We start from the raw sequence: 18,008 nt of genomic DNA, 5'->3' as shown, positions 1-18,008 counted from the left end.
CAGCGGGCTCACTCAGGTCGTATCAGGGTGAAGGTGTCCTGGGTGCGGGTGTAGTGGCTGCCGCCAAGGCGCCCCACCAGGTCCATACGCTGAGGGTCCACTCGGCCCGCTTCGGTCAGCACGGCGTCGTCGATATGCGCCAGGAGCACTTGGGCAAATACCAGATGGCAGTTCGGATTGGCCTTCGGATAGGGCTGCACCTCCACCAGGCGACACTCGAAAGCTACCGGCGCCCCAGAAACCCTGGGCGCACGCACCAACGCTGATGACTCGCTGTCGATCCCACAGCGCTCGAACTCGCTGATGCCATGGGGCAACCGCGCTGCACTGGCATTCATCAGTTCCGCTTGGGCGAAAGGTACCAGCTGGATCACCAGCTCGCCGGTTTCACGGATATTGCGCAGCGTGTCCTTCAATTCACCGTCATCCCGCGTGCTGATGTTGACCATCAGCGTCGGCGGATTATCACTGATGACCTGGAAGAAGCTGAACGGCGCCAGATTGCTGACACCGTCCGCAGAGAGCGTGGAAACCCAGGCAATTGGCCGTGGCGTGACCGTCGAGGCGAGCCAGCGATAGGCATCCAGTGGAGATATCTGGGAAAAATCGAGCTGCATGGAATGGGCTCCAGCTTGGCGAAAAGTCCAATTATGCCCTGCCTTGTGCGCCGAGTTCATACCTTGCAAACCGCCCCGCTACCAGCCGACCAGCCCAAGCCAGCGGCGCATGCGGCTTTCCTGATAAACTGCGTAACGTTTCCGCGCACCATCGCTGCGCATCCGTGTCTCTTCCCATTGCAGCCCTGCTCAGCTGCATGCGAAGACAGTCGTAATCCAGAAGTTGCAGATGATCCCAGCACAAGCCCCCAGCTCCACGCGCCCTGCCCTCTCCCGCCGCTTCTGTGTGGCGCCGATGATGGATTGGAAAGACGATAAGCAATAGCCTTTTAAAATCAAGATCTTATAAATAGAAAATCCATTGCTTAAGCAAATTTCAAGCAACACCTGAATTCGCACTGCCAGGTTAGGTGAGATCGGCTTTGGCGATAAAGAGTGATGCGCTGGAACGTCCGATCCCCCGCGGCTACCCCCACTTTCCAGCCCTGAGCAGCTCTCGGCAAAACTCGACACTCCTTACGCAAGCGCCGCACTTGCCCCTGCTGTACAGGACAGCCTTCGACGACTAATCCAACATTAACCTCAAGGCCGCCATAGCCGGATGGGTACCAAAGATCTCGTCGATTGCGTCGGCCACATCGAAACCGCTGCGGACCAATTCGGTGAATCTGAGCATCACATTGGCGCCCACATCGTGGGACAAGGCCTCCCTCATAAAACGGCGTACCGGCTGAGCGAGCTTGGCCTCAACCTCGCTGGCAGTCGCCTGGAGCGCATCCCGCTGGGAAAACACAGCCATCACATCTGAGCCGAGCGAGTCCTCATCCAAGCCAAAGAGTTCGTAAAAGAGCTGCCCCAACGTACCGGCAGGCTGACGTTCCGGCCGATCCCACTGTTTAACGGGTTTCAAGTCTTTCCGGATCGACTCCAAATGCCGCCGAAGCTTGCCCGGAAGCGTCGTTGCTGCTCTTTGTTTGTTGTAATACTCACGACTGGCCAGACTGGAGACATCCTTGATCACTTTCCACGCCAGCGACCAGACCTGCGAAATGCTGTAAGTCCGCAACGCTACCCTGATGATGCTTTTTATTTCGCCTTCATCGTCCGCGGAGATGCTCAGACCATACAGATCACACTGACCAAAGAAGTAAGCCATGCAATCAGCCACCGCATAATCCAACCAAAGCGGCAGCAGGCTGGAATGATCGCCATACGTTCTTCCCAGCAATTTTTCGAGGACATGTTCCCCTGCCCCCCCTCCCCCATCAGGGACTAAAAAGTAGGTGGCAAGGTTGCTTTGCAACAGCAGCTCTTCATTCCTCAGGAAATAAGCGTTCGGCGGCGACCTGCCAGGATCATCAAGAATCACGCCCGCCTGCCAAAGCTGATCGATAAAATTATCCACGTAGTACGGCGAAAGGCCGCGACAGTCACCACGTGTGAACGTGCCGTTGCTCAAGCGCGGTTCGATCGCTCGGTCCAAGGCCCGTAACAGTAATGCCATGTCATCGGGAATGGCCCCATAGTCGACGGTCCAGGACGCCACTGCCGCAGTACGTATTCGCAATTGGCGTTGAAGCTCGGCTTCCATTTTGGCCTGCGCCGCACGCTTAGCTTCGTCGAGCGCATACTGGCAAGCCGCACACGGTTTGGTCGCTATCAGGGGAAACTTTTTCGCCTCTGAACGGCTGTTGATGACGATACCTTCACCACACTGCGGGCAGCGTTGATTTTCATCTACGGCCTGACAGTGTTGCCTGATAAAACCGGCTAACATGGCGCTTTTTGTTATATTTCGAAACGGCAAGAGCGCATTGACCTTTTCGACGAATCCACCAATTTCATCCTGCGCCCAGTACCGCTCAATCAGCCGGGCCTCTTCGGGATCGGCGGAAGAAATTTTCAGTTTGATTGCCACGGCTTACCCAACTCTCCGGCCCGGACGATAAATGTTCAGTTTCATTGTTGGACTGGCCAGTCATACCAAGGCAGCGCCAATGAACATCCCGGATCCACCTGAGTGACTGTGGCACTCCTCCCTAATGACGCGTGAGAACGGCTTATTGCCTGTGGCGAACCACTCGCGGACGCATAGGCTGCTGCGAGAGAGGCAACAACCCGCTGCCCCACTGGAGATCGCCGGCATAGCCCCGCCCAATTGTTCACTGTGCAACTAACCCCTTCTTGATGGCCGCCGATGCGGACTGGCTCCAAGCAATCAGTGCCTCCCGAGCTTTCGCTCGCGGCACGGACTGCTCGATTGCCCCAATCGAACACAGCATCTCGACCAGATCAAGGTCGGAAGGAGTCGACTTGGTCCACGTCACCCCCGCGCGCTTCAGCTGGTTTTTAGCCTGCCGGCGGGCTACTGCGTCTGCACGAGACGACAGCCCCTTGCCCTTCTTCGACGATGCAGAGCCCGTCTTGGGTCCTGCCGCCGAATCAGCAGCCCAGTGGCTTTGGGACAACTCCAGCTTGTGGATAATTCTCAAGCCGAACCGCCCCTGCGCCGGGGTCAGGGTGAAGTCCTTGTCGGCCTCAGCCGCCGCCAGCATGTCGTACACGAAGTACATTTCCCGGGGGCTCACCATCTGCGTCCAGGGGAATGTTCCATCCTTGATCTTCACGAGCTGCTGAAACCCTGCAATTACCGGGCTATGGGTCGCCGAGGTGAAAACTCGGTCGCCTGACTTCTTGTTCGTCATTCTTACTCACGTTGACTCGCCGTACTGGCGGCAAATATTGGGGGCATCAGGCGCAGTGGCTGTCACTGCGCATCATCCATGGCTGTCTTGGGCTGCGGGCCCGCCTTCAGGGCTCCACTGGTCAGGACTTCGATCTGGTACTGGCGCGCCCACGGGACTTCCTCGCCCCACTGGGTAACGGCGCTCGGCTGTATGTGCAGGGCCTCCGCCAGTTTTTTCTTATTGCCAAAGTAGTCGGCGGCATCTTGAGTGCGCATGGAGAGCTCCTCTGGGACACAACGAAATTTCAGCATACTTAAATTAATCTCGCAAGTGAACGAATAGCCAATTCAGCACGCTTAAATTAAGCTCGCTTAAGCTATGGATATGCACCAGAACGAACGAATCAGCCGGGCGATTCAGCTCTCAGGCAAGCGGAAGCGGGAGATTGCCGACGAGTGCGGAGTCGCTCCGTCCGCGATTACTCAGTGGATAAATGGCGATACCAAAGCCTTGAAAGCGGAAAACGTGTTTGCGCTGGCCAAGGCCACCGGCTTTCGCGCTGAGTGGCTAGCGAATGGAACTGGGCCAGAGCGAGAAGGCCCCACCCCAGCGACACCACTCCAGCCAGAGAGTAACGACTCCTGCAATCCGATACCGGTGATGACAGGGAGCGTTCCCGTAGTGGGCAAGGCCGTGCTCGGCCCGGAAGGCTACTTCGAGGCGATGGAGTCCCCCGTCGAGCACAGTGTGGGGTTCCTGAACATCTACAGCTCGGATCCGGATGCCTACGGGCTGAGGGTCGTCGGCAACAGCATGAATCCCAGGATCAAGAACAACGAGTTCGTCCTGGTCGAGCCCAGCAAGAACTATGTCGCTGGCGACGAGGTCCTGGTGAAGACCACCAAGGGCCGGGCCATGATCAAGGAGTTCATCTATTACCGCGATGGGCAGTACCGATTCGACAGCGTCAACGCCGACTGCGACCCAATCTTTATCCATGAGGATGAGGTGGCCGCCGTGCAGTACGTTGGCGCCATCGTGAAGAGCGCTCGATTCACCGCAGTTTCATAAGCGCAGCGGCTAGGGACTGCTGCCTTTTCGCGCTAACCCATTGATATAAAATAGAAAATTCGTATTGTTCAAGCTCTCACACCGTAACAACACGAGTTTGCAATGCCCCGATTACTGCTCAGTGACGAGCTCTGGTCGAAGCTGCGGGGAATTCTGCTGCACAAAGCTATCTACAGCTAGCGTCACCTACGCATGACCGTGGAAGGCATGCTGTATCGCATGCGGACGGGGTGCCCCTGGAGAGACTTACCCAAGGCGTTCGGAAACTGGAACAAGGTCTACAAGCGCTTCAATGCATGGTCGGTTTCCGGCACATGGCTCAAGGTCTTCAAGAGGCTAGTGGTTGAGCCCGACCTGGAATGGGCTTTCCTTGATGGCAGCTATGCCAAGGCTCACCAGCACAGTGCAGGTGCTGCCAGTGGCAACGATGAAGCGATCGGAAAAGTCAAGCTGGCAATACCAGCAAGATTCACCTCGCGGTGGAAGCTCAGGGTCTGCCCCTCGAGTTTGAAATCACGGGTGGACAGATCAATGACTGCACCCAGGCCCTCCGCCTTGATTGCGAAGCTGCCGGCGGCAGAAACCATCGTCGCGGATAAGGGCCATGACAGCGCGAAAATACGGGAGCAGGTGGAACGACAAGGTGCCAAGGCCGTAATCCCGAGAAAGCGTAATTCCGTGAAAGGCAACGCGGATCTGGATAGAAGGCTTTGCCGCAATTGGCACCTGGTGGAGAACGCCTTCGCCCGGTTGAAGCACTACCGGGCAGTAGCATCGCGATTCGACAAGCTCAAGAAAAATGAAGAAAGTGTGGTGGCCATGGCTGGTGCCTTCCTCTGGTTACCCATGTGAAACGGCAGCAGCCCCTAGCCTTCCTAATCTGCCGCCGATCAGGTCAGGGGCATCATCGTGATTTTGGAGCGCCTGCACAGGCCGCCATTCCGGCGTGTCTCTGGAACCGATGGCAGTCGCGGTGGCCATTTAACTCGGCGGGTTGAGCCGAGCCTGGCTCTTGAACAGCCCGACCGATTCGACAAGCCTTACTACGTCTTCGATCGAAAAGCCCTTCTCCGTCAGCTCGAAGATACCGATGCGGTCGTCTTGGGAGACCTGCCCCTTGAGGAGGATCTGCAGAGGTTCTTCCGCGATGGCACTTTTTTCCCGTCCTAGCGTGCTGGTGGACATCTGAAACTCCTGTGTCGCGCCATTTGTCGTGAGTCTAGCGACAAATGGCGCGACGGTGAGTTCCACGCCTGGAACTCTGACGGGTGGGACTAGCTGGCGGTTCGACTGGCGCGGCACGCCTGCGCTTGCTTCCTGCGCCTGAACGGGACAGCCAGCTGAGCCCGATACCCTGTCGGATAATCTCGCTCTCGCAGCCCTACCTCAGCATCGCCGAGCCTGCCGGCGCTGTCGTAGAATGTCCCGAACAGGTGATCCCAGACCAGGAAAAACTCGCCAAAGTTGACCTGCGCATCCTCGAACTCACGTTTGTGGTGCCAGCGGTGCGTATCCGCCACCCCAATCACATTGCGCAGCCGGCCTAGTGAGTAGTCGAGGTTGGAGTGCTGGAAGGCCAGATGCACGGTGAGGATGCCAAACCAGGTCGCCGCCAGCACGGACGGTGTCCCCATCGCGAACAGTACGAGTAGCCCCGGCCCTGCCATGATCGCTGCATGCAGCGGATGACGGCGTTCGCCATTCATCCAGTAGAGTCGTTCGGCACTGTGGTGGGGTGCATGCAGCCGCCACAGCCACGGCACGTGATGGCTAAGCCGGTGCATGGCATAGAAACTGAGGTCCAGGATCGCCGCAACGATAAGCAGTTGGCACCACAGCGGCAGGTCCGTTGGAAAGACGCGGACTGCGTCAGGCACCCAATCGCCCAGCCGAGCCAGCACCGTGGCGGTGAATTGGATGACGGACAGGTTTACGAGCATATGCAGCAGGTCGGTCAGGGTGTCCTGGTGATCTTCTAGCCACTGTTCCCTAAAGGGCTGCAGGCGCTCCAGCATGGCCACTAAAGCAATCCCCACTGCGGCAATGAGGGGCGTGGCGGGCCAGTAAGGCACGCCGCCGTAAAGCAGCCAGATCATCCAACCCGCAGTGCCGCCAAAGGCGATCGGGTAGCTGAACCAACGAATCATGAACCTGAGGAAGTTGTCCATCGTGAAGCCCTCCATGCGGTGACTATCACTCTGCACCGCTCGGCCAGGGACACGCTTGAACGAAAAAGCTGACTTCAGCTGCTCAGGCTGACGTGGCCCAGGGCCGAAGTCGGATCGAGGCCAAACAGATTGCGGAAGGTCCGCGAAAAGTGCGCGGCATCAGCGAAGCCGGCGGCATGGGCGGCTTCGGTCAAGCTGCGTCCAGCCGCAATGTGTTGCAGTGCTGCGACCAGGCGACTCCATTTCCGGTAGCTGCGCAGCGGCAAACCGGTCTGCTCAACGAACCAATGAGAAAACCGGGTCGGCGAAAGGTGGACCAGCCTGGCCAGGTACTGTCGACCATGCATCGACGCGCGCAAGGCCACGAGGACCGTCTGCAACCGCGGATCAATGGCCGGTGTGACGCTCAGGTTAAGGACATGGCAAACCAACTGCTGCACGTCTTGGGCAGTGAGGTCCGGTGTTTCCAGCAAGGCCTGCAGGGCGGCGACGTCTTGCACCTCGACGGCCGCGAGGTCCGCTCCGGCATGAAGGGCACGGGCCTCCGCGGACAGCGCATCGAGGTAGATCGACATGACCTCCACCGCTTCGACCCGATGAGCTACGCCGGCTCGAATGCAGACGGCACGTGCGGTGACGCTCATATCCGGTGTGCTAACGGTCAGATTGGTGGTTAACCCGATGGTGATCTGGTGGGCCATGTGGCAATGCCAATCTTGGCTACCCGCCTGCCCGAGAAAAACGCCAAGTCCTGGTGAGATCCAGGCCTTGCCACGCCAGCCGATACCCTGCGTGGCGTTCACTCCGAAGACGCCTCAGTTTGCCGCGTCCTGCTGATTCGCAATTTTTCCGCACCTCCGCTTGGAACGCTTCATCGAGCAAGCTGGGCTTCTTTCGCCAGGGTTGCTGATCAGTCCTACGCTGGGCGGCATACAGCACCACCTCAGCACAGTCCCGTTCCACAAAGCTGCGAGCCTGCTCCTCCAGTTCAGGTCTCAGTTGCTCTTTGGTCATTCTGACTCCTTATGGCTCATCTGACCGAGGAAACTCCATGTGAAAGGCCGTACGCCCGTTCGCCGAGGTGCACCAAATCCACCCCCGGTGCGCTTCGACGATCGACCGGGTGATCGCCAACCCCAAGCCGGCATTGCTGGGGGCGCCCTCGCGGCGCGCAGGGTCAGCCCGATAGAACCGGTCAAAGAGAAGCTTGAGATGCTCGGCGGGAATGGTGTCGCCCGGGTTCTCGACACTCAGGGTGGTCGTCGCGCTGGTCTGGGTGATCGTCACCGAAATGGCATTGCCCGGCGGTGTGTAGCGCAGCGCATTGGAGAGCAAGTTCGAAATGGCGCGATCCAACATCAACGCATCACCGCGGGCACTGCCCGATCCGGAAAGCTTGAGCGTGATCTCCCGCTCATCCGCCATCAGCTGGTAGTACTCGAAGAGCTTGCCGACGATCTTCTCCAGACCGATCCGCTCACGCTGCGGAACGATCAAACCATTGTCCGCCTTAGCCAGGAACAGCATGTCGTCGATCATCCGTGACATGCGCTTGAGGTCGTCGAGGTTCGAATAGAGGTTTTCCTCATACGCTCCGATGTCGCGTTTGCGGGAAAGCACGACTTCCGTATGGGTCATCAAGTTGCTGACCGGAGTTCGCAGCTCGTGTGCGATATCCGCGGAGAAGTTCGAGAGTCGCATGAATGCCTCATCCAGCCGGGCCAACATTGCGTTGAACGATGCCATCAACTGTTGCAGTTCCAATGGCACTGGCTCCATTGGAATGCGTTCCTTGAGGGATCTGGCCGACATCGATGCGGCCATCTGGGTCACTTGTCGCAGTGGGCGAAGGCCACTGCGGGCGACGACCCAACCCAGTCCGGCGCTAACCAGCGCGCTGATGATCAAGCCGATAATGAACCAGCGCTGCAAGGCCTCAAAAAAGGCCATGTGGTGGGTCACGTCCAGCACTAACAACAGGGTCAATGGGGCCGTCAGACCCGGGACGTTGAGCTCAGCCGTCAAGCCGCGATACATGAACTCCTGATCTTCCCACTCCCACATGGTGGGGGCTGACCTGACGCGGAGACCTTGGGGAACATTCACCATAGCCGGCTCCGCGAACAGCACCTTGCCATGGCTGTCCAGAATGATCGCCGCAAGGTCCCGGTGGGCACCCAGCAACGCACTGAGCTGCGGCTTCAGCTCGGTGAAGTCTGTCACGCTGGGTAGCCCCTGCAGGATGCTTTGCGCCGACTCCAGTTTTTCCACCAGGATCTGGCGATCCAGCGACTTGAAATGGCGCTGGCTCAAGTGGTTGAAACTAAGACCGGCCACCGTCAACACGGCAGTGACAGCGAGCATGAACATCAGGCTCATTCGCGCCGTCAGGGAGAGATGCCTCATTCTGGGTCCGGCCCATCAAGCATGTAACCCATGCCGCGGGCGGTATGGATCAGCTTCACCGCGAAGTCATCATCGATCTTCGCTCGCAGGCGGCGGACAGCCACCTCGATCACATTGGTATCGCTGTCGAAGTTCATATCCCAGACCTGCGAGGCGATCAGCGATTTCGGCAGCACCTCACCGCGCCGGCGCATCAGCAGTTCGAGCAAGGAGAATTCCTTGGCGGTTAGCTCGATGCGTTTGCCACCGCGAATGGCGCGGCGCTTCAGCAGGTCCATTTCCAGGTCCGCAATTCGCAGGATCGCCTGGGTCGGTGCGCTGTTGCCCCGGCGCAGAAGGGTCCTGACCCGCGCCAGGAGCTCGGAAAACGCAAAGGGCTTGATTAGGTAGTCATCGGCGCCCAACTCAAGCCCTTTCACCCGGTCATCGACCCCGTCCCGGGCGGTCAGGAACAGTACGGGAACGTCTTTCCCGGCGGCGCGAACCATCCGCAGCACTTCCCACCCATCCAGCCCCGGCATCATCACGTCCAGGATCAACAGGTCATAGGACTCACTGAGCGCATGCTGAAGGGCATCGGTGCCCGTCATGACCCGGTCCACATTGAAGCCAGCCTCGCTAAGGCCCTGTTGCAGGTAGATACCGGTTTTGGGTTCGTCTTCAGCGACCAGGAGTTTCATGCGCGGCATATCCAAAAAAGTCAGGTGTCGTGAGTTTGCAGGCAAAGATGGTCCCCAACCACAACCTTACGAAAATGTAATCCTCGCTTCAGGCATCTGTCAGGGAGCGTTGTCTAGGGTGCAAGCATGAGCGCTCCATAAACGTTCCCCCGGCTCTCGCTGAGATGACGTAGAGGCGCCGGCCACCGCTTCCTGTAAGGAGACTGCCCGATGAAATCACTGAAACCCCTGCTGCTGGTTGGTTCTCTACTGTTGTCCTCTGCCGTCTGGGCAGAAGGCGGAAGTGAGCGTGCGTTCGAACGTATCCAGCAGATGCGTGACAAGGCTGAGGCCGTGCTAATTCAGGCGGAAAAGGCACCTGCAGGCGAGCGGCATGTGCACATGAAAGAGCACATGAAGATGCTGGACGACATCATGACCCAGCTCCACAGCGAGCATCCCAAGCTCGGCATTACGGCCGATGAGCACCTCGCCTGGATGGAGCAGCATGACAAGCTGGTGGATGACGTCCTGGGGCAGATGATGCGCGAGCACAAGCTGATGATGGCCGATAAAGAATGTCATCCGTAAAGAATTTCCCCATCTTCCAGGCCTTTCGTGATTGCTCCTTTGGCCTAGCGGCGCCTCTTTGGCGCCGCACTTTTTATTGCTGACGCATTTGTAGTTTGGGGTAAGCCGCCCGACAGGAAGTGGGCAATTGCATGAGATTTTCAACCATCCCAGCGAGGTCTCATCATGAAATGCTCCCGTCCCAAGACACTGATCGCGGCGCTGCTGCTGGCCAGCACGCCTCACGTATTTGCCGACTCGGCTGGCACTGATTCCAGTGCTCCTCGGCAATCCGCGGCCACACCCGCCACCCGTACCGTCTTCATCAAGCTGGATGACATCAGTTACGGCACAAAGTCGATCGATGTGATGCCGGGCGAGACCGTCCGTTTTGTGCTGAAGAACGAGGGCGCATTGATTCACGAGTTCAACATCGGCCAACGCGCATCCCAGCTCGACCATCAACGCGAGATGACCGCCCCGCTCAAGGATGGCACGCTGACCCCAACGGGCAAGGCGCAGTCGATCGTGTGGCGAGAACGCAACACGGGCCCTGGCGACTCCAGCCCGCCCGGGTATCCGGAAATTGTAGAGGCGAAGCACAACGATCCGAATGCCGTGCTGGTTGAGCCCGGTACGACCAAGGAATTCGTCTGAACTTTCACCGACGCCACCAACCTGAACTTCGCCTGCACCCTGCCGGGGCACTACCAGGCCGGAATGGTGGGCGACTTTGTTTTGCGTTGAGTCGACGACCCATGCCCCCGGCGCCACTTATCGGGGGCATGCGGCCTCGCCGAACCTTACAGATCTGTAGTTTTCGCGTAAGTCTGCCGGCAGCTCCGCCTGGCTAGCATCAGAGGCGTTTCAAACCACACCATCTTGCGAGGTTCAAAATGAATAACACCAAGCTCGCTTCTTCCCTGATTGCCATTGTCCCCCTGCTCACCGGTGCTATCGCCCAGGCCGATGATGGCCCCACGAAGGATGATGTAGGGCGCCCCGGCACCTTGGCAGAAGTTGAACGCACCATCGAGGTGAAGATGGGCGATGTCTACTTTGCGCCGGAAAGCATCGATGTCAAAGACGGCGAAACCATCCGCTTCGTGCTGAAGAACGACGGTGCAATGCTGCACGAGTTCAACTTGGGTAAAGCGGCCGCCCATGCCGCGCACCAGAAAGAAATGGCAGCCATGTTTCGGAACGGCACGCTCAGCCCGACGGGGCGCAATCACGACATGCAGGCAATGGATCATACGATGGGCGGCATGAAGATGGTCGGCATGGAGCACAACGCCCCCAACAGCACGCTGGTCGAACCTGGGACCACCCAAGAGCTGATCTGGACCTTCAGCAAAACCACCGGCTTGCAGTTTGCCTGCAACGTGCCCGGTCACTATCAGCTCGGCATGGTTGGTCTGGTCAACGTGAAGTAACCGATGCTGATTGGCCTCAAGTGGGGAACGAGGAGCTTCGTCTTGGCTGAGGAACGCGGCAGCACACGACATCCCCACCTCAGCTGGAGTTGAATCATGACGGAGTCCCATTGCCATGACCCCGAACTGGCAACGCCCCTCTGGCGGAGTAAAGAGGAAATTGCGCTGATCATGCTGGTTGTGATCGGCTTGTTCTATGTGGCTCGGGAGTACTACGGCCACCTTTCCCAGTCATTGCCCTACTTGATCCTGCTGCTCTGCCCGCTGATGCACCTCTTCGGGCATAACCACGGTGGGCACTCTCACCAGAGCCGCGAAGACTCGACCAAGACGGACAACAGAGGGAACTAGTCCATGCCCACGGCATCGTGCCAGCACGACCATGATCACTCACACCAGCATGAGCAACCGGATGGAAGTCAGCACGATCCGGTGTGCGGCATGGCAGTAGCGCCGGACAGTAACTTTCGCGAGCAGTACCAGGGGCAAACCTATCGCTTCTGCAGCGAGAAGTGCCTGACCAAGTTCCAGGCTGAACCTGCGCGATACATCGGTTCAACCGGCGGCCATGCACATGCGGGCCACGGGCACGCCAACCATGACCAGCCTGCCGTCGCAAAGCTACCCAGTGCAGGAGCTGCCGAATACACCTGTCCGATGCACCCGCAGATCCGCCAGTCGGGTCCCGGCAGCTGTCCGATCTGCGGCATGGCCTTGGAACCGGTAATCCCAGAGCTGGAAGAGGAGGGAAATCCGGAGCTCAAGGACTTCACCCGACGGTTCTGGTGGACCCTGCCCTTGAGCGTAATCGTGACCTTGCTGGCCATGACCGCGCACCAGATGCAGTTGCTCCATGGCACGGCTCAGAACTGGGTGGAACTCGTTCTGGCGACGCCGGTAACCCTGTGGGCTGGCTGGCCCTTCGTCGTGCGCGGGGTCGCTTCGATCCGTCACCGCAGCCCCAACATGTGGACACTTATTGGCCTAGGGACGGCAGCCGCCTACCTCTACAGCGTGGCCGCGACCTTGGTCCCTCAAGCCTTTCCAGCGACCTTCATGCAGGGCGGCCGCATCGGCGTTTACTTCGAAGCGGCCGCGGTCATCATCTCGCTGACCCTGTTAGGGCAGATGCTTGAGCTGAAGGTGCGCTCGCAGACTTCAGCCGCCATCAAGGCACTCCTACGGCTCGCACCCAAGACCGCGCGGCGTATCAACGCCGGTGGCGTTGAGGAAGACATTCCCCTGACCCACGTTCACACGGGGGACCACCTGCGGGTCCGCCCAGGAGAGAAGGTCCCGGTCGATGGGGTCGTGCTGGAAGGCGAGAGTGCCGTCGATGAATCCATGCTGACCGGCGAGCGCGTGCCAGTGATGAAAAAGGCCGGTGAGATCCTCATCGGGGCCACGCTGAATACCCATGGCAGCCTGGTGATGGAAGCGCAAAAAGTCGGTGCGGAAACCGTGCTGTCGCAAATCGTGCAGATGCTGGCACGAGTTCAACACTCGAAAGCGCCGATGCAGCGAATGGCCGATGCCGTCAGCGGCTACTTCGTAGTGGGCGTGGTCCTGATTGCGATCCTGACGTTCTTCGGTTGGGGGCTCCTCGGGCCAGAGCCTAGTTGGGTATTTGGCCTGATCAATGCGGTAGCGGTGCTCATCATCGCCTCTCCATGCGCGCTGGGCCTCGCGACGCCGATGTCGATCATGGTGGCTACCGGCAAGGCTGCTGGTAGCGGCGTGTTGTTCAGGGACGCCGGCGCCATCGAAAACCTTTGCAAGATCGACACGTTGATCGTGAATAAGACCGGCACACTGACTGAAGGCCGCCCTGTGTTTAACCGCGTCGTGGGGACAGGACGGTTCGCGCCGTCGGAAGTACTACGCCTAGCAGCCAGCCTGCACCAGGGCAGTGTGCACCCATTGGCCCATGCGATTGTCGACCATGCGCGGGCAGCCGGAATTGTCCTGAGTAAGCCACATGCCTTCGAGTCCGGCTCAGGCATTGGCGTTCGTGGTCAAGTGGAAGGCAAGCAGCTTCAACTCGGCAACACCGCCATGATGGAAGAAGCCGGCTTGGATGTATCCCCGCTCAGAGACCGGGCCGAGCTGCTCCGTCTTGATGGCGTAAGCGTTATGTATCTGGCTGTTGATGGGGTGCTGGCCGGAATTCTGGTAGTGTCCGACTCGATCAAACCGAGCTCCAAGGAGGCGGTGACCAAGCTTCAGAATGTAGATGTCAACGTCATCATGACCACTGGTGATGACGTTACCACGGCGCGCGCGGTCGCGAACCAGCTGGGTATCGAGGAAGTCCACGGCGAAGTCAAGCCACAGGACAAGGAGGAGCTGGTGGCTGACCTGCAGGGATACGGCCGTCGAGTCGCAATGGCGGGCGATGGTATCATCGACGCCCCCGCACTGGCGCGTGCCGATGTCGGCATTGCAACGGGGACTGGCACCGACGTTGCGATGAACAGTGCTCAAGTGACCCTGGTGAAGGGCGACCTGATTGGCATCCTGCGCGCTCGGACGTTGTCCGTGGCCACGGTGAAGAACATGCGCCAGAACTTGGGGTTTGCCTTCCTTTACAACGCGATGGGCATACCGCTAGCGGCCGGCGTGCTCTATCCCCTCACCGGTCATCTGCTGTCGCCAATGATTGCGGCGCTGGCCATGAGCGTGAGCTCTGCATCGGTAGTCTTTAACGCGCTGCGCCTGAGACGCACGGACATTGGCTAAATCAGCCAGCTACCAAGCTAGTACAAGCGGCGCGAAGATACTTGGTGTGACCAGTCGCCAGATCGTACCTGGTCGGTAAGATCCCCCCACGATACTCGTGGGGGCCCTGGCGAATACCCGAGAGAGACCTCAGCCATGATGCGCCACAAGTACCTTTTCCTATTATTCACCCTTGCCAGCTCACTGCTTGTTCCGGTTACGCAGGCCGAGGAGCTGCCAGCGCCAATAAAGGCGATTGAGGCTCGCGGAGCCACCATCGTGGGCGAGTTCACTGCGCCTGGCGGCCTGCGTGGCTATGCCGCGCGCTACAGCGGCCAGGGACTTGCCCTCTACCTCACGGCCGATGGCCAGCACGTCCTGATCGGCACCCTGTTCGATGCCCAGGGCCAAGACCTGACGAGCGCACCACTGAACCGACTGGTTTATGAGCCGATGGCCAAGGAGATGTGGGCGCGCATGGAAGGCAGCACCTGGATTGCCGATGGCAGCAAGAATGCCACCCGAATTGTCTATCTGTTCGACGATCCGAACTGCCCATATTGCAACGCGTTCTGGCACCAGGCGCGGCCTTGGGTTGAGTCCGGCAAGGTCCAGCTGCGTCACATCATGGTTGGGTTGCTCAGTCCCGATAGCGTGGGCAAAGCCGCCGCCCTGTTGACAGCCAAGCAGCCGGAAGTCGCTCTGAAAGAGCATGAAGCCGCCGGCAACGACAGCAAGCTCCGCGCGCTGCAAAACATTCCCGCGGACATCCAAAAAAAGCTTGACGCCAACCTGGCGCTAATGAGTGAGCTCGGGGCGGTTGCTACGCCAGCGATCTTCTACCGGGATGACAGCGGTCGCCTGAAGATGCAGCAAGGTCTGCCGCCCGCGCAGGGGCTGGTAGACATCATGGGGCCGAGATGAATGCTTTGCGGGCTTGACCTTGCCATCGTGTCAAGGTCGAAGCTGCATGTGCGGCAAGAGATGCCGTTTCAGCATGAGGGATCCGTTAAGTTCGTCTTGGAAGTTTCCGGTATGGGGTGTGGCAGTTGTGTCAGCAAGATCACCAAGGCCATTCAGGCAGCAGATTCGGAGGCCAAGGTCATGGTCGATCGCGATACCGGGAAGGTGAGTGTTGAAAGTGCCGTCGCAGCCGAGCGAGTGAGTGAACTGGTACAGGCATTGGGCTATCCCACCAGGGTCAGTGCCTAGTGGCCCTGATATCAGGCCGGTCCCGAAAGGGGCCGGTGCTTACCGAGGTTCAAACGCTTGCAACTGAGGCAGTCGCCCCTGGGCTCGCAGGGTAACGGTGACTTGCTGGTGGGCGTGGTTGCCCCATACCGGACTCACGGTAGCGACGCTGGCCCCCTCATCACCGCATTTGCTACGCCGATGGCGGGATTTTGGCTGCTACGTCAGGCATTTGCCCCCACTATTTGACCAGTCCGGCGCTGGGGGTACCTGTTTTATCCCGGACACTTGGCGATTCTGCAGCTCTTTCGGGCTGCGCTGTAACACCGGTTGTCCTGAGCAGCAGCTCCTCGGAAATCCACTGCTTGAGCCAGGTAGCGGCCTGCCTGGGAGCCTGTTCCCCAGCTGTCTCGAACAGCGCGACGCACAGATCGGCAAACGGCAGCTGGTCCCGCACCATCAACTGCAGCGCTGCGGCCTCCAGCGGGTCGAGCGTCCGAAATTGGCAGGTCAGTCCGTGTCGCCAGACCAGGCACGTCAGCGTTTGCTCCAACTTCTGGCATTCGGGAATAGCGGTTTCGGCCTTGGCCGCTTTCCAGATCTCCAGCGCATTTGAACTCAAATTGAGCCAGCAGACGCTGGGGTGTAGCCGCACCGTCAGGCCGGTCCAGTCCTCCGGCCCGAAGGTGGCCATGTCCTGGAGCGATAAAGGCATTTCGTCAACCGCATCAAAGGCCAGCGTGAAGGCCCACTCTAGCTCGGCCAGCTCTCGCAGCTGGGATGCCTGGGGTTCGACGAGGAAGCCGCTGATGAACCCGGGAAACTGCTCGCCCAGCCAGCGCAGGCTAAAATGCCGCGGCGGCCAGGCGTCAATGTAGGCTTGGGCCAGCTGTTCGAAGGCCTCGGTGCCTAGCCAGTAGTGGATGACGGGAAAGTCTTCGCGTAGCACGGACAGCAGTCGAGCCCGGTAAGCATGGTGGTATACCCGCAGGCCATCCTCGGCTGAGAGCACCTCGCTCCCGCGCAGCTGTTGCAATAGCTCAGCGGGCGCACTGCTGTCGCCATCCAGTAGGTAGCGCTCGAACGCCTGCTGCATGGTAATCAGGCGCATGGCGCAGCCACCAACCGTCTGGCCGCGACCGTCCGGGCTTTCTCCAGCTCGGTCAGCAGCTCGTTCAGCGGGGGAAAGAGGTCGTCGCGCTCAATCAAGGTCGCCCGGGGGCCTAGGTGCTCGATCGTCCGCGCATAAATGTCCCAGACCGGATCGGCGATCGGTTGGTCGTGGGTATCGATCAGGTAGTGGCCATAGTCACTGTGACCGGCCAGATGGATCTGGCGAATGCGCTCTGGGGGCAGCTCCTGGATGAACTGCCAGGCGTCAAACCCCTGGTTGCGGGCGCTCACATAGACATTGTTGACGTCGAGGAGCAGCTCGCAGCCAGTCAGTTCACTCAGTTCGCGGAGGAATGTGGCTTCACTCATCGTCGACTCTGCCCATTGCACGTAGGCCGAAACATTCTCCAACACCAGGGGACGCTGGATGACGTCCTGTACCAAGTGAACCCGGGCTGCAACGTGCAGCAGACTTTCCCGAGTGAACGGCAGCGGCAACAAGTCATGAAGGTGATGCGCGTTGCCACGACTCCAGCACAGGTGATCAGAGATCCAGAGGGGGTTTACCCGTTCCGCGAGCAGTTTCAGTTGGCGCAGGTAGTCGTGATCAATGGTGTGGGGACCGCCAATCGACAGCGAAACGCCATGCATGACCAGCGGGTACCGCTCCCGGATGGCATCCAGGAAGTAGAGCGCCTTGCCACCGCCGACCAGGTAGTTTTCCGAGATGATCTCGAACCAGTCGATGGCGGGGTCTTGCTCCAGTATCTGGTGGTAGTACTCGCTACGGAGCCCCAGTCCAAACCCAAGAGTGCTGCGCTCGTTCATTCAAAGCTCCCGAGGGGGAGTGACGAGCACTCCCCACGGAAAGACATCACTCGCTGGTCCGGCCACCAGCCTCATCGCATTTGGCCTTGGGCATCAACTTGAAGCCCTGGCCTTTGCAGGCGCCTTGCCCCTGGCAGGAGTTTTTGGCGGTCATGCAATCGTTCTGGCCTTTGCAGGCATTCACCCCGAAGCACTTCACGTCAGCAGTTTTGGCATCTTGAGCGGCTTGTGCAGGTAGGGCCGCGAACAGGCTTGCAGCAACGAGGGCCAGCGCGGCGCCAGTCGCGGCGGTAGTTTGGGTCGACATAAGGCTATCTCTCATGGTGATGATCGGAGTCCGGCCGGGTTTTCGTTGCTCGCGTAGCGTGCGGCAAGTACAGGACCTGGCAAGCCGGCCAGAGAGCGCTAAGAAGTGTCCCTACCCGGCCAGGCCTGGACACTACAGAGCAAGCGGGAGGCTCTACAAGAAGGAAATGCCAACCTTACAGAACTGTAATGTTCAGCTCAGGTTTATGACAGGACCCGCTAGCTAAGGTGACATCGA

20 protein-coding genes and 2 pseudogenes are annotated in these 18,008 nt (G+C 59.3%); 10 read left to right on the top strand and 12 right to left on the bottom strand.

The features are described 5' to 3' along the window. Window positions 1–8: 8 nt before the first annotated feature. The 4 genes from J7302_RS01690 to J7302_RS01675 all read right to left on the bottom strand — a co-directional run bounded on the left by J7302_RS01690 (window position 9) and on the right by J7302_RS01675 (window position 3,579). Window positions 9–617, bottom strand: a complete 609-nt coding sequence (locus J7302_RS01690) for a flavin reductase family protein (RefSeq protein ID WP_215369475.1) — start codon at window positions 615–617, stop codon at window positions 9–11. A 565-nt stretch (window positions 618–1,182) separates the two neighbouring features. Beyond that, window positions 1,183–2,535: a Rossmann-fold NAD(P)-binding domain-containing protein gene (locus J7302_RS01685; protein WP_215369473.1), complete on the bottom strand. Its 1,353-nt coding sequence runs from the start codon at window positions 2,533–2,535 to the stop codon at window positions 1,183–1,185. Window positions 2,536–2,779: 244 nt separating this feature from the next. Next, window positions 2,780–3,322, bottom strand: a complete 543-nt coding sequence (locus J7302_RS01680) for a hypothetical protein (RefSeq protein WP_215369471.1) — start codon at window positions 3,320–3,322, stop codon at window positions 2,780–2,782. 62 nt (window positions 3,323–3,384) lie between these two features. Continuing rightward, entirely contained in the window at window positions 3,385–3,579 is a 195-nt protein-coding gene (locus J7302_RS01675) for a Cro/CI family transcriptional regulator (protein WP_215369469.1), read from the bottom strand. 103 nt (window positions 3,580–3,682) lie between these two features. On the opposite strand from J7302_RS01675, the pseudogene J7302_RS26365 reads away from it, so the two are divergent. From J7302_RS26365 to J7302_RS01660, 3 genes and pseudogenes are all read left to right on the top strand, one after another. Then, a pseudogene (locus J7302_RS26365) lies at window positions 3,683–3,832 on the top strand (helix-turn-helix domain-containing protein); the annotation flags it as partial. Window positions 3,833–3,964: 132 nt separating this feature from the next. Then, window positions 3,965–4,375 carry a S24 family peptidase gene (locus J7302_RS01665; RefSeq protein ID WP_215370741.1) on the top strand — a complete coding sequence of 137 codons (411 nt, stop codon included), beginning with the start codon at window positions 3,965–3,967 and terminating at the stop codon, window positions 4,373–4,375. Window positions 4,376–4,567: 192 nt separating this feature from the next. After that, window positions 4,568–5,227, top strand: a complete 660-nt coding sequence (locus J7302_RS01660; protein ID WP_251701813.1) for an IS5 family transposase — start codon at window positions 4,568–4,570, stop codon at window positions 5,225–5,227. Window positions 5,228–5,356: 129 nt separating this feature from the next. Here the strand turns inward: J7302_RS01660 and J7302_RS01655 are convergent, their stop codons facing one another. The 5 genes from J7302_RS01655 to J7302_RS01635 form a co-directional block, all read right to left on the bottom strand. Beyond that, a complete protein-coding gene (locus J7302_RS01655; RefSeq protein ID WP_215369466.1) occupies window positions 5,357–5,560 on the bottom strand; it encodes a hypothetical protein in 204 nt (67 codons plus the stop codon). Window positions 5,561–5,649: 89 nt separating this feature from the next. Next, entirely contained in the window at window positions 5,650–6,543 is an 894-nt protein-coding gene (locus J7302_RS01650) for a sterol desaturase family protein (protein ID WP_215369458.1), read from the bottom strand. Between the two features lie 74 nt (window positions 6,544–6,617). Beyond that, entirely contained in the window at window positions 6,618–7,244 is a 627-nt protein-coding gene (locus J7302_RS01645) for a helix-turn-helix domain-containing protein (protein WP_251701812.1), read from the bottom strand. 322 nt (window positions 7,245–7,566) lie between these two features. Next, window positions 7,567–8,949, bottom strand: a complete 1,383-nt coding sequence (locus tag J7302_RS01640) for a heavy metal sensor histidine kinase (protein ID WP_215369454.1) — start codon at window positions 8,947–8,949, stop codon at window positions 7,567–7,569. Further along, entirely contained in the window at window positions 8,946–9,629 is a 684-nt protein-coding gene (locus tag J7302_RS01635; protein ID WP_215369452.1) for a heavy metal response regulator transcription factor, read from the bottom strand. Before J7302_RS01635 ends, J7302_RS01640 begins: the two co-directional genes overlap by 4 nt. Before the next feature lie 210 nt (window positions 9,630–9,839). On the opposite strand from J7302_RS01635, the gene J7302_RS01630 reads away from it, so the two are divergent. The 7 genes and pseudogenes from J7302_RS01630 (at window position 9,840) to J7302_RS01600 (ending at window position 15,544) form a co-directional block, all read left to right on the top strand. Further along, a complete protein-coding gene (locus J7302_RS01630) occupies window positions 9,840–10,199 on the top strand; it encodes a co-regulatory protein PtrA N-terminal domain-containing protein (protein ID WP_215369446.1) in 360 nt (119 codons plus the stop codon). A 165-nt stretch (window positions 10,200–10,364) separates the two neighbouring features. Next, window positions 10,365–10,925, top strand: a pseudogene (locus J7302_RS01625) (cupredoxin domain-containing protein). 149 nt (window positions 10,926–11,074) lie between these two features. Beyond that, complete coding sequence (locus tag J7302_RS01620) at window positions 11,075–11,614, top strand: cupredoxin domain-containing protein (RefSeq protein WP_215369445.1); 540 nt, start codon at window positions 11,075–11,077, stop codon at window positions 11,612–11,614. A 96-nt stretch (window positions 11,615–11,710) separates the two neighbouring features. Then, the gene (locus J7302_RS01615) at window positions 11,711–11,965 is read left to right on the top strand and encodes a DUF2933 domain-containing protein (protein ID WP_215369442.1); all 255 of its coding nucleotides are present in this window, start codon (window positions 11,711–11,713) and stop codon (window positions 11,963–11,965) included. 3 nt (window positions 11,966–11,968) lie between these two features. Then, window positions 11,969–14,353, top strand: coding sequence for a heavy metal translocating P-type ATPase (locus J7302_RS01610; RefSeq protein ID WP_215369440.1), 2,385 nt, complete (start codon window positions 11,969–11,971; stop codon window positions 14,351–14,353). Window positions 14,354–14,488: 135 nt separating this feature from the next. Then, window positions 14,489–15,256: a thiol:disulfide interchange protein DsbG gene (dsbG, locus tag J7302_RS01605; protein ID WP_215369438.1), complete on the top strand. Its 768-nt coding sequence runs from the start codon at window positions 14,489–14,491 to the stop codon at window positions 15,254–15,256. Between the two features lie 60 nt (window positions 15,257–15,316). Beyond that, window positions 15,317–15,544: a heavy-metal-associated domain-containing protein gene (locus tag J7302_RS01600; RefSeq protein WP_251701811.1), complete on the top strand. Its 228-nt coding sequence runs from the start codon at window positions 15,317–15,319 to the stop codon at window positions 15,542–15,544. Between the two features lie 220 nt (window positions 15,545–15,764). Here the strand turns inward: J7302_RS01600 and J7302_RS01595 are convergent, their stop codons facing one another. From J7302_RS01595 to bufA2, 3 genes are read right to left on the bottom strand one after another with little or no spacing between them, the layout of a single operon-like run. After that, a complete protein-coding gene (locus tag J7302_RS01595) occupies window positions 15,765–16,634 on the bottom strand; it encodes an HvfC/BufC N-terminal domain-containing protein (RefSeq protein ID WP_215369436.1) in 870 nt (289 codons plus the stop codon). Further along, window positions 16,625–17,464 (bottom strand): MNIO family bufferin maturase, encoded by an 840-nt coding sequence (gene bufB, locus J7302_RS01590; RefSeq protein ID WP_215369434.1) that lies wholly within the window; start codon window positions 17,462–17,464, stop codon window positions 16,625–16,627. The genes J7302_RS01595 and bufB overlap by 10 nt, the downstream gene beginning before the upstream one ends. A 46-nt stretch (window positions 17,465–17,510) precedes the next feature. Then, complete coding sequence (gene bufA2 / locus J7302_RS01585; RefSeq protein ID WP_215369431.1) at window positions 17,511–17,771, bottom strand: BufA2 family periplasmic bufferin-type metallophore; 261 nt, start codon at window positions 17,769–17,771, stop codon at window positions 17,511–17,513. Between the last annotated feature and the right edge of the window lie 237 nt (window positions 17,772–18,008).

Origin of the sequence: Metapseudomonas boanensis (genome assembly GCF_018704125.1) — a bacterium.
Taxonomy (GTDB): domain Bacteria; phylum Pseudomonadota; class Gammaproteobacteria; order Pseudomonadales; family Pseudomonadaceae; genus Metapseudomonas; species Metapseudomonas boanensis.
The sequence above is the reverse complement of the archived record's forward strand: the minus strand, read 5'-3'. Positions and strand labels throughout refer to the sequence as shown.

Coding starts and splice junctions, on each gene's coding strand:
- J7302_RS01680 (WP_215369471.1), bottom strand. CDS start 3,322: ATGACGAACAAGAAGTCAGGCGACCGAGTTTTCACCTCGGCGACCCAT.
- J7302_RS01645 (WP_251701812.1), bottom strand. CDS start 7,244: ATGGCCCACCAGATCACCATCGGGTTAACCACCAATCTGACCGTTAGC.
- bufB (WP_215369434.1), bottom strand. CDS start 17,464: ATGAACGAGCGCAGCACTCTTGGGTTTGGACTGGGGCTCCGTAGCGAG.
- J7302_RS01660 (WP_251701813.1), top strand. CDS start 4,568: ATGACCGTGGAAGGCATGCTGTATCGCATGCGGACGGGGTGCCCCTGG.
- J7302_RS01600 (WP_251701811.1), top strand. CDS start 15,317: ATGCCGTTTCAGCATGAGGGATCCGTTAAGTTCGTCTTGGAAGTTTCC.
- bufA2 (WP_215369431.1), bottom strand. CDS start 17,771: ATGTCGACCCAAACTACCGCCGCGACTGGCGCCGCGCTGGCCCTCGTT.
- J7302_RS01665 (WP_215370741.1), top strand. CDS start 3,965: ATGACAGGGAGCGTTCCCGTAGTGGGCAAGGCCGTGCTCGGCCCGGAA.
- J7302_RS01690 (WP_215369475.1), bottom strand. CDS start 617: ATGCAGCTCGATTTTTCCCAGATATCTCCACTGGATGCCTATCGCTGG.
- J7302_RS01595 (WP_215369436.1), bottom strand. CDS start 16,634: ATGCGCCTGATTACCATGCAGCAGGCGTTCGAGCGCTACCTACTGGAT.
- J7302_RS01675 (WP_215369469.1), bottom strand. CDS start 3,579: ATGCGCACTCAAGATGCCGCCGACTACTTTGGCAATAAGAAAAAACTG.
- J7302_RS01615 (WP_215369442.1), top strand. CDS start 11,711: ATGACGGAGTCCCATTGCCATGACCCCGAACTGGCAACGCCCCTCTGG.
- J7302_RS01610 (WP_215369440.1), top strand. CDS start 11,969: ATGCCCACGGCATCGTGCCAGCACGACCATGATCACTCACACCAGCAT.
- J7302_RS01655 (WP_215369466.1), bottom strand. CDS start 5,560: ATGTCCACCAGCACGCTAGGACGGGAAAAAAGTGCCATCGCGGAAGAA.
- J7302_RS01630 (WP_215369446.1), top strand. CDS start 9,840: ATGAAATCACTGAAACCCCTGCTGCTGGTTGGTTCTCTACTGTTGTCC.
- dsbG (WP_215369438.1), top strand. CDS start 14,489: ATGATGCGCCACAAGTACCTTTTCCTATTATTCACCCTTGCCAGCTCA.
- J7302_RS01635 (WP_215369452.1), bottom strand. CDS start 9,629: ATGAAACTCCTGGTCGCTGAAGACGAACCCAAAACCGGTATCTACCTG.
- J7302_RS01620 (WP_215369445.1), top strand. CDS start 11,075: ATGAATAACACCAAGCTCGCTTCTTCCCTGATTGCCATTGTCCCCCTG.
- J7302_RS01640 (WP_215369454.1), bottom strand. CDS start 8,949: ATGAGGCATCTCTCCCTGACGGCGCGAATGAGCCTGATGTTCATGCTC.
- J7302_RS01650 (WP_215369458.1), bottom strand. CDS start 6,543: ATGGACAACTTCCTCAGGTTCATGATTCGTTGGTTCAGCTACCCGATC.